At 31.8% G+C, this 12,784-nt stretch carries 8 protein-coding genes; 2 read left to right on the top strand and 6 right to left on the bottom strand.

Features of this window, described 5'->3' with window-relative positions; genetic code table 11:
* Positions 1-164 precede the first annotated feature (164 nt).
* Positions 165-1,424, bottom strand: a complete 1,260-nt coding sequence (locus ACFCYN_RS04150) for a helix-turn-helix domain-containing protein (RefSeq protein ID WP_375947716.1) — start codon at positions 1,422-1,424, stop codon at positions 165-167.
* 747 nt (positions 1,425-2,171) lie between these two features.
* On the opposite strand from ACFCYN_RS04150, the gene ACFCYN_RS04145 reads away from it, so the two are divergent.
* On the top strand, positions 2,172-3,020 hold the full coding sequence (locus ACFCYN_RS04145; protein WP_172445957.1) for a MurR/RpiR family transcriptional regulator: 849 nt from the start codon (positions 2,172-2,174) through the stop codon (positions 3,018-3,020).
* 61 nt (positions 3,021-3,081) lie between these two features.
* On the opposite strand, the gene ACFCYN_RS04140 is transcribed toward ACFCYN_RS04145, so the two are convergent.
* The gene (locus ACFCYN_RS04140) at positions 3,082-3,690 is read right to left on the bottom strand and encodes a TetR/AcrR family transcriptional regulator (protein WP_375947714.1); all 609 of its coding nucleotides are present in this window, start codon (positions 3,688-3,690) and stop codon (positions 3,082-3,084) included.
* Positions 3,691-3,870: 180 nt separating this feature from the next.
* On the opposite strand from ACFCYN_RS04140, the gene ACFCYN_RS04135 reads away from it, so the two are divergent.
* The gene (locus ACFCYN_RS04135; RefSeq protein WP_375947712.1) at positions 3,871-5,067 is read left to right on the top strand and encodes a YhgE/Pip domain-containing protein; all 1,197 of its coding nucleotides are present in this window, start codon (positions 3,871-3,873) and stop codon (positions 5,065-5,067) included.
* Positions 5,068-5,116: 49 nt separating this feature from the next.
* On the opposite strand, the gene ACFCYN_RS04130 is transcribed toward ACFCYN_RS04135, so the two are convergent.
* The 4 genes from ACFCYN_RS04130 to ACFCYN_RS04115 all read right to left on the bottom strand — a co-directional run bounded on the left by ACFCYN_RS04130 (position 5,117) and on the right by ACFCYN_RS04115 (position 12,663).
* Positions 5,117-9,286 (bottom strand): S8 family serine peptidase, encoded by a 4,170-nt coding sequence (locus ACFCYN_RS04130; protein ID WP_375947710.1) that lies wholly within the window; start codon positions 9,284-9,286, stop codon positions 5,117-5,119.
* 792 nt (positions 9,287-10,078) lie between these two features.
* Positions 10,079-10,900 (bottom strand): MBL fold metallo-hydrolase, encoded by an 822-nt coding sequence (locus ACFCYN_RS04125; protein WP_172445961.1) that lies wholly within the window; start codon positions 10,898-10,900, stop codon positions 10,079-10,081.
* A gap of 153 nt (positions 10,901-11,053) precedes the next feature.
* On the bottom strand, positions 11,054-11,530 hold the full coding sequence (locus ACFCYN_RS04120; protein WP_172445962.1) for a YbaK/EbsC family protein: 477 nt from the start codon (positions 11,528-11,530) through the stop codon (positions 11,054-11,056).
* Positions 11,531-11,568: 38 nt separating this feature from the next.
* Positions 11,569-12,663, bottom strand: coding sequence for an MBL fold metallo-hydrolase (locus ACFCYN_RS04115; protein WP_375947708.1), 1,095 nt, complete (start codon positions 12,661-12,663; stop codon positions 11,569-11,571).
* Positions 12,664-12,784: the final 121 nt, after the last annotated feature.

Genomic DNA, 12,784 nt, shown 5'->3' with positions numbered 1-12,784 from the left:
GTGTTTTTACATTTCACATTAAAACAAACGACAAATTACAACATATTTCCCTATGCGAATAAACCAATTTTAGTTAATTTCGAACAATTTACTTACTACAATTAATTAATTCATTACAAAAAAAAATACATAGACACGTTAATTAACGTTGTCTATGTATTTTTTTATAAGCTAACAAATGTATGTTCAATTGATTCATATAATTCAGCAGCTTTTTGAAAATCTTTAATTTCTATATAGTATTTATATAATTTCTTACCAAATTGTTCGATATAGAATTTATTATTAGTAGAATAAAAGAATGGAAGTGCCTCATCCGATAGATATTGATAAAACTTTTCTCGAGCACCCTCAGCCTTCAGCTTAAATAATTTAATAAGGGTAATATGTACTGGGCTTTTTAACAATTTTGCTAGTGCAAGTGCTCTTTTCATCACACCAAGAAGTATCTCTTTTTCTAATAATGTCCCTTCAGTACATGTCTCTAAATAATTGCACAAACGTCTTAAATAATTGATGGATTTTTTATTTTCGGTTTCATTAATACTTTCTTCAAAATAATATAATGCAGTTTCATATTCTTCTCGCTTAAAATACTTAACGCCAAGATTATTTAATAATATAGCCTTACGTTCTCGGTCCCCTAATACTTCACAGTTATGAATTAAATCCTTGTAGCGTCCTACAACTTCATTAAAATTCATCTCTAACTCACTACCGTACTGCAATAACATAAGCGTTTCAGAACTAATCGCAAATAAGTAATTATTCGTTCTCTGAAAATATTTAAGAGCCATTTCAGCATATTTATAAGCCAATATTTTTGAGCTTCCATAATGATAGGCAATTGCAAGATGATGATAGTATTCTTCATTTCGATACTCATCGATATTAATCATCTTTAATACTTTAATTGCTTTTTGATGGTCTTCACTACTTAGGCTAGTATAATTTGATATATAAAACATACCTTGAAGATGATAAAATAGATTTTTCTCGAAAGGAGATAATTCAGGGAATTCTTTTTTCACATATGTAAGTATTTGCTTAACCATATCTAAATTTTGATAATGAAAATAATACCTTGCTCTTAGTAAATTATAGTGGGCTGCGTATTGTGAATATTCAATAAAGGGCATTTGATCAAGTTCTGCTTTACATTCTTCTATTTGTGCTTCTTTTTTCATTATTAATGCATCATGCCAAAGATGTAATTTTTTCTCTAAATTATAAAACGATTGGACTTCATGATTAATATTTATTCCTAAACGATCTGAAAATAAAGCGATAATATCAGGTGAGTATGCCGTCTTGCCTCTTTCAATTTTACTAACATGAGTAGTTGTACATATACCTTCTCCAAGCATAGCTTGAGTTAACCCCATTTTTTCACGATAAAACTTTATGATTTCCCCCTCAATCATATGCACCCTCCTCTATCTCTATAACCATATTTATCTAAATATTCTTTACTAAATTTTAATATCCTTTTAAGGAAAATACAATTAATGATTTTTACCTAAAACTAGTTAATTTCACTCTAAATCCAATTCAATATAACTAAAAAAAAGATAGCGTTCCAAAATAAAATCCTACCTTAAAGACTATTTTATTATTTTTTTGACATTACTTAAGAACTATTCGTCAAATAGATTTAATTTTTAAAATTTCGAATTCAAACAAACTAAACGATCCTTTTCACCAGTTTAAATCACTTAATCCATTTATTTTGGAAATTAGCAAACCTCTCATATTCCTCGTTTAACTTTCTAGATAAACTAATATTAATGTCTCTATAAATTTCAACGTTTTCTTTTATTGGTTTATGACTATATGTTTTGCCAACAGGTTTATATGTACGATTTACTACTCACTTAATCCTTAAATTTGTATTCTTAGAAAACTTTCCTTACTATACTACATATATGGAAAAATTGTATTATAAATAGATTGAGTGAAAAAAATTTTTTCGTTAATACTGATAATATGCAAAATAATTTTCACAAGAAAGGGTTTTCATATTATTATTAAAAAAACCTCTTTTTTCCTATATAATAATAATTAAGTAAACTATACTACTTTTCAAAACATTTAAAATATATACATTATTATTTAAAAAACTATATTAATATTCATTCTAAAAAACTATTCCCTAAGAAGGTGTAAAGAACATGGAACAAACGAATAGCTTAGGTAAAATTCGTTCTTATTATGCACGACTAAGTGATAAAGAAAAGAAGATTGCTGACTATATATTACAAAATCCAAAGCATATTATTCATAGTACAATTACAGAAGTTGCTGAAGACTTGAACGTTGCTGACGCTACTGTTTTTAGATTTTGTAAGCGCATCGGATTTAAAGGCTATCAGGCCCTTAAGATTGCACTAGCAACGGAAATTATGACGCCAATACAGCAAATCCATGAGGAAATTAACGAAAAAGATGATGAAATAACAATCGCAAATAAAGTATTTCAATCTAATATCCGAACACTTGAAAATACTGCCCAAATTCTAGATAGTGCATCGATTAAAAAAGCAGTAAATCTGATCTTAAAAGCAAATAAAGTTGAATTATATGGAGTAGGCGGTTCTTCAATAATTGCAATGGATGCTTTTCATAAATTTATTCGTACAGGAATTAAAGCAAATTCATACACGGATTCACATTTTCAATTAATGTCAGCTTCTCAACTCACAAAGGATGATGTAGCCATCGTGATCTCACATTCTGGCTCCAATAAAGATATCTTGCGTATTTTACAAGTATTAAATGAAAACGGTGTCAAAACAATTGGCATTACAGGTTTCCCGAAATCTGCCTTAAGTCAAAATGTTACTGTTTCCCTGTACACATCATCTGAGGAAACAGAATATCGACCAGAGGCTCTAGCTTCAAGGATTGCTCAATTAAGTATCATTGATGCATTATATGTAAATTTAATGATCTTAAATTCTCATAAAGCTAAAACATCATTTGAAAAAGTAAGAACAGCTATATCAGAAACTAGATCTTAAATGAAGTGTTTAGAAAAAACAGGGACTAAAAGGGTGTAGATAAACTCTTTTAGTCCCTGTTTTATTTAACGATTTGACTAACAAATTGCTTCATAAATTTTAATAATTTCATATGCATAATACCCATTTCTTCTGAAGAAATCGGTTCATCCTTATCTAACCATTGCTCCATAAGACCAAAAAAAGCTGAAGAAATAAACGCAGTTGTGTATTCATGAGGAAGATCAATCATATATTCCTCCTCAATCATATTGATTATTTTTTCATAAATTGCTTCCTTAATATACTGCTTCATTTTTTTTGGAAAAGCTGGGTCACCTTTTGTACTAATTAAAATTTTAATAAATCTTTGATTATCTTTTAAATAATGAAATACATTTAAAATTGGTGGGTAGACCATGTCATTTGAATAAAACTCATTCAATTCTCTTGGCTTTATATACATTAGTCGATTTTGTAATTCTTCTAATATTTCATTTTGACTTTTTTCCATTAAATCGTATTTATCTCTATAATGTAGATAAAACGTACCTCTATTTAATCCAGCCTTTAATGTAATATCTCTTACTGATATCGCTTCGAATCCTTTTTCTTCAATTAAATCTAATAATGTCTCTTTTATTAATTCCTTCGTTTTTGCAACCTTCATTTCTCTCAATGATTGAGTCACTTTATATCATCCTTTAAATTATAGTTTTTAATAAACACATAATATAAATCTGTTTAGCAATGAACACATTTATGTTATTTGCTTATTGTGATTTATTAAAACTCATTGTAATATCAACACATAAGATTAGTCAACACGTTGTTCAGTAATTCCGTGACATAGGATATAGGAGGTATTCAAATGAACTTATTTAAACAAAAACAAGCTATAATAGCGCCAATACTAGTATTAGTTGTTGCAATAATTTTTTCTCTTACATTAGCATCATCTGTTAATCCAACACCTAAAAATCTTCCAATTGCAATCGTAAACGAAGATCAAGGTATCCAAGTCCCTTCAAAAGGAAATATTAATATAGGCAAAATGATGGTTTCTAAAATAACTGAGTTGTCCAAAACGACTAATGGTGAAAAGCCAGCAATTAAATGGATTCAAGTTTCAAGTGAAGAAAAAGTACGTAAAGGTCTAGATGATCAAAAATATTACGGTGCTCTTATTCTTCCAAGTGATTTAAGTAAAAATCAAGCTTCACTAAAAACAGCAAATCCTTCACCAATAGCGATTAAAATTTTAGTAAACCAAGGTAAAAATACAACGGGCTCAACGATGGCTAGTCAAATGCTAACTCATATTGTAGAAAATCTTAGCCTAAATATTCATACCGAGATTTTTAATGAATTAAAGAAAAATGTGAACTCGATTTCAGTAAAACAAGCTGAAATATTAGCGAATCCAATCATAGCAAAGATTGAAAATGTAAATGCAATCGGAACACATACGTCAAATGGAAACGCACCTGTTGTTTTAATAACACCACTGTGGATGTCTAGTTTAATCGGGGCAGTTATTGTCTTTTTAGCGAAAAAGAAAACTCTAACATCAAATAAAGTTGGGAAACTAAAAGTTATTTTTGAACAATTATTTTTAGGAGTTATCTTATCATTCCTAATCGGTTTTGGAATAACATTAATGGCAAAGTGGATGGGAATCACACTTCCAAACTTCTTAGATGTGGCACTCTATTTAACGATTGCTTATTTCTGTTTCCATATTCTAATTTCTGCTGTACTATCATGGATAGGTTTCGGCGGAGTTGGTATCTTTGCCCTAATCTTCTTCTTCTCTGGTTCTTTAATTGGTATGCCAAAAGAGCTTTTACCAGCTTTTTCAAAAGACTGGATTTACTCTTGGGTTCCAATGCGCTTTGGAGCTGACGGATTAAGAGAAATATTCTATTTTGACAAAGGCTTATCAGTGAGTCATCCAATGACGATCATCATTTGGATCGGTATTATTTCTGTACTAGTCTTATTCTTATCTGCTGTTAAGCCGAATAAAGAAGTACTAAGTCAAACAGAAGTAGTTACAATGAAATAAATTGCACAACAAAAAGGGAAACCAACTCAGTTGGTTTCCCTTTTTGTTATTACTGATCTAATCCTAAATCTTTTAAGATGTCTTCTAAAGTCTTGCCTTTATAAGTGGTTTTTGGTTTCGGCGCATTATTAACTGTAGAATTTTGTAATCCAAAGTTTTTCTCAATAAAATACATGTCTTTTTCATCTACTACTTTGTCAAAGTTAAAGTCTGTTGTATTTTTATTTGTACCCCAATATGTTTGTACAGCAATTGCGTCTAAAATGTCGATTACATTATCTTTGTTGACATCACCAGCCGCTCCACTTGTTAAATTCCAAAGCATTCTCTTTCCTACATATTCACCGCGTACATTATCTGATAGATTCATTTTTCTATACATCGTAAAATGACCAGGCACATCGATTTTTACAGTATAAGGTTTTGGATCAGCCTTCATACCTTCAGCAATATATTGACCAGCACTGTTATAGATTGGAGCATCTACAATCGTTTTTCCGTCATATGAAGTAACGGTTACTTTTGCACCGATTTTACTTGCATCAATTGCATAATTCTTTTGACCAGTAGCTGGATCATATAACCCTTCTGATAATAAAGCTCCATCTATTCTTGAATTAGTTATCTTTTTATTATAAGTTTCCATATAAGTGTAGACATTATTTGTTTCTACATTTGATTGGTCTATCGTTGAAGTTGTCATTGTATACCAATCAAAAGGCAATCCTTTAATCCACTTGCTTGCTGTTTTCAAATCAAAATTAAAAAGCTGTAAGTCTTCTGGCAATGCTTTTGTTCCATTATAAGTAAATGTAAATGTATAAAGAAGTGTACCTGCTGCAGCTGGTTCTGAAGATACAGTTACATTCGCATCTCCAAATTGTTTTACTGCATCATTTACTACTACATTTTGAATTGTTGCAAGATTTGGATCTACTTTTAAATTTATTTTAGTAGTTTTTAAATTTTTCACATTATTTGAACGAACACTGTAATTGACAGTATCGCCTGTTATAACGGTTTTTTTACTTGCTTTTAAATAGTAATAAGGTAAATTTTCGCTTACGAATGTTACTTCTAACATATTTGATGCATTTGCTGTAAAGTTTCTAGCTGCATCAAAACCATAAAATGAAACATTTAACGGAGTAGAGCTTTTCTTAACTAAAATTTTGTCAGTATAGTTACCGTTTTTATCTGTATACTTTGGCTTTGCAGGAAACGGACTATTGTAAAACGATACAACTGCATTGCTTGATTGATCTACTGGTATACCTAATTTATTTGCTTCTGCAGTTTCTGGATCATTTAAGTTAATATTAAAATCATATAAAAACTGTCCATTCGAATCAAATTGACTATCTTTATATTCAATTACTTTTTGATCTAAATTGTCAAAGCTAGACGTCATAGTTGGTTCTCCAGCGTCAATAAAGAAATCAGCTGCTTTAGTGAATACTTTACCTTTTTCATTTGTTCCAATCATTTTTAATCGATATTTACCTGCTGTTGCATTAATCGGCTCACTACTAATTGGATTTTTCGCATCACCAGTAAATGGATAGTAAATTGAATTAAATCCCCTTCCAATCGTATAAGATTGATTTTCATTCAATGTAATTGGTGTAAAAGAACCGACTAAACCTAGATCCTCACCAGTTTCAGCATCTTGTAACACTACCTCTAATGTTTTCATATGTGATTTTAATGAGTAAGTAAAGCTTAAATACGGATTCGCATTTTCTGGCCAGTCCGTATTAGTACCAAACATTGGATTGCTGATTTTAAAAGTATCAATTCCTTCATCAACAACTCGCCCACCGAATGGAATTTGATATTCTTCAGTTGAATCTGCTGTATTTGTAAAGGTAATATATCCTTCATAGGTCCCTGTTTCAGCTGTTTTTGGAATGTTTAAGTTAAACTTAACATTCTTCTGGCTAATTCCATTTAATTTTACAGATGTAGGTCCTGTTAATGTTACATTATTCCCGACCGCGTCTTTAGATCCTCTTAATCCAGTTTGGAATTTCACGTCTACTTTAAATGTTTTCGCTTTTTCACTACGATTCTTTAACGTAATATTACGGGAATCTGTAATATCTTTGTCATCAGATCCATAAGAACCGAAACTAATACCACCAGTTAGTTCTTTAATAGATTTTTCTTTACCATTAATAATTGTTGGCGTTTGATCCACAACTTCTAATTCTACATTAGAGTGAATTGCTTCGTATGCATCTACTCGACCACTACCTACTTCAAAAACACTATACGCTTTCGATAATGGATCAGCTGTGTTCATTAAGATTGATTTAACATCCTCAGGTTGTAAATCTTTATTTGATTGAAGTAATAATGCTGATACACCTGCTACATACGGTGTTGCCATAGATGTTCCCGATAAGCGCGCATAAGCATATCGATAGTCTTCAGGTTTTGATCCATCATCTGTCTTATTATTTATATAAAATGGTACAGTTGAAAGAATGGCTACACCTGGAGCAGTCACTTCTGGTTTAATATCGTAGTTAATGCGTGATGGACCTCTTGAACTAAATCCTGCTAATTCATCTGATGCTGTTTGTATCTTTTTAAAATCGCCAAAAGTGAAATCTGATGCACCAGCTTTGATTGCAGCCGAAATTTCTAAACCTTGTTCATTTGAAACAGAAAATGCAGGAATTGCGTCCACTGATTCACCAAGGAATGCTTGAATTGGACCTTCAGCTTTATTTGTTTCATCATTATACATTAATACGCCTACAGCACCGTTTACTTTTGCGTTTTTAATTTTATCAATTAATGCAATCGTACCACGTTTAATAAAGGCAATTTTTCCTTTTACATCTTTACCGGTAAAATCTGCTGGGTTTCCAAGACCAACATCAACTAATTGATAAGTTTTTCCTTTTAGTGATGTCATATTATCTGAATAATTTTGAGCTAATTGTATTGCTGAATAGTTCTTTCCATTATTTACTCCTGCGTATTGGTACACATCTAAAGCGACTGACGATGCACCAACTGTTAACGCTAATGCCGCAGCTCCAGGTGAACCAAGTGTATACATTTGATCACCAGTATTTCCTGCTGCAACGACTGTTGTAATACCACTTAATACAGCGTTGTTTACTGCAATTGAAGTTGCAGCCAGTGGATCATTTAAAGCTGCACCAAGTGACATATTGATAACGTCCATACCGTCTTGAACTGCACGGTCGATCCCTGCAATAATGGCATCCGTTGTTCCACTTCCATATGGTCCAAGCACACGGTAAGAGTATAAATCCGATTCCGGTGCTGCACCTAACGTTTTATACTCACTATTTGCTTTACCACGTCCACCTATAATTCCAGCTACATGCGTACCATGCTCAGTATAATAAGTTTCTGAATTACTAATTTCAGGTTTACCTGATTTCTTCCAATCAGCGTATGTTGTTTCCATAGGATCATTATCGTTATCTACGAAATCGTATCCACCTTTATAAGCAGACTTCAAATCTGGGTGGTTATAATCCATACCCGTATCTAAAATCCCAACTTTAATTCCTTTACCAGTAAAGCCTTCAGCATGTAAACGATCTAACGCATCATATGGAGTATAGTTTCCAACATTTGCTTCATCCGCTTTTAGTTGTTCATTTTCTTTTGGTGGATCAATTGAAAATGTTTGGTTACTCCAAACTGTTTTAACTGCTTTGGATGTTAATAGATTCTTAATTTGATTTGCTGGTATTGTCATGGATACACCATTAAAAGCATTTTTGTATGAACGATTTATTTTATAATCCACTTTTTTACTTTTTTCACTTTTCAATACTTGAGCAATATCTTTCGTAAAAGTATCATGGTCTTGATCAATTCGTGCCTCAGCGTCTGATTTTGTTAAACTTTTACCTTCTACACTCGCCTCAATTTGTGCTACTTTAACAGGCTGATTTACAAATTCAACAATGACACTTGTTTGCTCTGTAGAGTTCAAATCAATATCTGAAGAAATTTGAAGCCCTGATTCTTCATTCGTTGAAAGCTCTTTAAGAGCCGCTCTTTGCTGTGCAGTTAGGTTAGCAAGAATATCTTCTGCTTTACTTGGACTAGCAGCATTTGATATATTTGATGTTTGTCCAAGTGAACCTAATATAAAACTAGATGTTAAAGCTACTATTGTAAAACCTTTAAAAACTACTTTGCCCTTCTCTCTCTTTTCCCCCATATTGCTTCCTCCAGTTCATTCATACAATTAATTACAAAAAACTTCTTTTTCTGACAAAATTCACTATAATTACTCATTTAAAACAAATAATTTTCGTGCATTTATCTTAATTAAATTATCGTGAATATTCTGTTTTTAATCAACCGGGTTATTATAAACCTTTATGTATCAACGTTTCTCTTAATCATTATGAAAAACGACAAAATTCTACAAAGGTTTTATCTCAAATTAACCCGTCTTTTAATGGTGTTGGAGGCTTGTTTTATATTTTAATTAACTTATAAAGAAATTTTTAATGTTATTTTTAGATAAGGGCTCTGTATTTGATCTTTCAAATAAAAAAAGGTTGCCAAGTTAGACAACCTTTGGAGTTCTTATTGAACGAATGCAGTGCGTTAGTTGAATTGTTTCTTATTACGGTTCCTTTTTACAACATAGTCCCAAATTGAATAGACAGCGCTTTGAGCAAATAGCAAGATAAGTATCCAAACACTAATATTTTGCAAATTCGATTTTGTGATTAGGATAACAATAGGTACGAAGATTATGCTTATAACTAAAAATTTTATCATTTTATCCCCTCTGGCCACTTTTTTATAATTCCAATATTTTACAACTAATTTGACTATATTAATAATTCTAGATTAAAGTTAATTGTCCTTTTAGGAATATAGTGCCATTTAGTTACTTAAAAAAAATCAACAATCTGCTTTATCGTATGCTTGTTTTTAGTTTTTTTACTTAAATGCGGGAAGAACAAAAAAAGACCAAAAATTGGTCCTTTCCAGTCTATTAAGTATCAAATAATGTCCCTTCCAATGCTTCTATATATCTATTAGCTGAATTATGAATGACGAGTTTTCCATTTTCTTTTACAATCCCATGAAATGCATTATAAATCCTATCAAACTTTAACGTTTCTACAACCTCTGATATTTCTTTAACTTTTTTTGCAGGTAATGGGATTAGATTAGGGTAGCTGTACATAAAACTTACCCACTTTGGATCTGCGACTACTTGAATTATATCTCCTGTTAACAGTACTCCTTTTTGCTCATTTCCAGTTTGCCATTCTAATACAGACCCACCTTTATAGTGTCCACCTAGCCGGCGAATGTTAACTCCATTATCTAGCTCTAACGATTCACCCGACCAAAAAATAATCTTATCGCTTTGTCTCGTAACCCACTCTTGATCATCCTCGTGTATGTATACTGGTACATCAAATTCTTCTGCCCATTCAATTTTACTAGAGTAGTAGTGTGGATGTGATATTGCAATTGCATCGAGTCCCCCTAAGCGCTTTATTTCTTCAATAGTTTTCTCATCTATATAGGACACACAATCCCATAATAAATTAAACCCTTTATTCTTAACGAGATAGGCGGTTTGCCCAATACCAAACTTCGGACTAGTCTGTATACTAAATAGGTTCTCTTCTTCAAAACGTATAATGTTTTGAAAGTTTTTTTCCTTCATCAATTGTAATGTTGTCCAACTTTGTCCATTAGGGTTGATGTATTGTCTTTCTTCAGAACAAATTGTGCAGTACATAGGAGGATAATTAGATTTGTTATACTGTACGCCACATGTCGTACACATAAAATTTAACATCTACTCATTCATCTCACTTTCCCTCGAATTTACTCTGAACATTTTCTTGAAGGTAAAAATTCCCAATAAAATAAAGACACATTTAAGTATAGTAAATCAAAAACTGATTTATTACACTTGAATGTGCCTAAACGATTAAAGTCATGTATTCTATTATTTAATTTTTACAACCTTACCTTTTGTCATTTCAATCAGTTCTGTTGGTGTTAACTGAAAAATTGCTTTTGGATGGCCTGCTGCAGCCCATACTTCACTATACTGTAATAGATCTTCATCAATAAAGGTAATTATTGGGTTTTTGTGACCAATTGGTGCTACTCCTCCAATTACAAATCCTGTTTGTTCACGAACGAAGTCGGCATCTGCTTTCCCTAATTGATCATTTAGAGCTTGCTCTATTTGTTTCTCATTCACTCGATTTATACCACTTGCTACTACTAATACAGGGCTATTTGAGCTTTCTATTTTAAATATAATAGACTTAGCTATTTGAGCCACTTCACAATTTAATGCATCCGCTGCTTCCTTTGCAGTCCTTGCACTATTTGGAAGTTCTATAACTTTATTTGAATAACCTAACTCAAAAATTAAATCTTGAATGATTTGCGCACTTTCTTTTAAAACTTCCACTAGATCACATCCCTTAAAATATATATTGAATTTCAAATTTACTTCCACCAAATAGAATTAGGGAATTCACCTGTGCTTAGATTGATTGTTTCACCAATTTTAGGTGTGGAGTACTTTACTCCATTTTCTTTAGCCGCTTTTACAGCCCGTTCAATCGGATCATTCCAATCATGAAATGCCAATGTAAAAGCACCAAAATGAATTGGTACAAGAACTTCACCTTTTACATCTATAAATGCTTTAACAGTTTCTTCCGGTAACATATGAATTGCAGACCATCGCTTATCGTATTGACCGCACTCCATTAGCGCTAGATCAAACGGACCATATTTTTCACCAATTTCCTTAAAATGAGGTGCATAACCGCTATCTCCACTAAAGTAGATTTTCGTTTTCTCTCCAATGATGACCCATGAACACCACAAAGTACTGTTACGATCCGTCAAACTTCTTCCTGAGAAATGTCTTGCAGGAGTACAAGCTAATGTTAAATGCTCAAACTTAAATTCTTCCCACCAATTATGTTCAGAAATATTCTCTTTAGGGACACCCCAGCTCACTAAGTGACTACCTACCCCTAGAGGAACAATAAATCGATTTACTTTCTGTTTGATTTTTTTTATCGTGCCGTAATCCAAATGGTCATAATGATCATGCGATAAAATGACGGCGTCTATTTTTGGTAATTCACTAATCTCAATCGGCAATCCACCACTATATCTCTTACCGCCAAATTGTGGAAAGGGTGTTGGTGCGTTCCCAAACATCGGATCAACTAAAATCGTTTTTCCTTCGATTTCAATTAATAACGCCGAATGGCCAAACCAAGTAATTTTAGCATCTTTATTTTTTGAATAAAATGCTGAAGCATCGATTTTTTCCATTGGAATACCATTTTTAGGTTTTCGATTTGGGCTTTTCTTAGCAAAATCTCTAAGCATAGAAATATTTGTTTTAAAATCCATACTCATACTCGTTGGAACTTGGTTTATAAATTTACCTTTTTCATAATGATCTAAAGTCTGGAAAGTTTCCATTTGTTCTTTTGAATATCGCTTACCAAAATGCGGATATGTATTTAAAAACATTATGATCATAATAACTAGTAATATTAAAATTAGTAAAAATAACATTTAACGTCTACCTTCAAAAATATTTCTACTAAAATTTACACTACCACAAATTAGGAAGATTAAACAAATATTCAGATTGTTATTTACTAAAAAAAAAACACCTTTTATGTTTTGTTCATAA

The organism is Gottfriedia sp. NPDC056225 (assembly GCF_042267765.1).
Classification (GTDB): domain Bacteria; phylum Bacillota; class Bacilli; order Bacillales; family Bacillaceae_G; genus Gottfriedia.
The sequence above is the reverse complement of the archived record's forward strand: the minus strand, read 5'-3'. Positions and strand labels throughout refer to the sequence as shown.

Excerpts from the sequence above, each read along its gene's own strand:
- ACFCYN_RS04135 (WP_375947712.1), top strand. The coding sequence starts at position 3,871 with ATGAACTTATTTAAACAAAAACAAGCTATAATAGCGCCAATACTAGTA.
- ACFCYN_RS04125 (WP_172445961.1), bottom strand. The coding sequence starts at position 10,900 with ATGTTAAATTTTATGTGTACGACATGTGGCGTACAGTATAACAAATCT.
- ACFCYN_RS04115 (WP_375947708.1), bottom strand. The coding sequence starts at position 12,663 with ATGTTATTTTTACTAATTTTAATATTACTAGTTATTATGATCATAATG.
- ACFCYN_RS04150 (WP_375947716.1), bottom strand. The coding sequence starts at position 1,424 with ATGATTGAGGGGGAAATCATAAAGTTTTATCGTGAAAAAATGGGGTTA.
- ACFCYN_RS04145 (WP_172445957.1), top strand. The coding sequence starts at position 2,172 with ATGGAACAAACGAATAGCTTAGGTAAAATTCGTTCTTATTATGCACGA.
- ACFCYN_RS04130 (WP_375947710.1), bottom strand. The coding sequence starts at position 9,286 with ATGGGGGAAAAGAGAGAGAAGGGCAAAGTAGTTTTTAAAGGTTTTACA.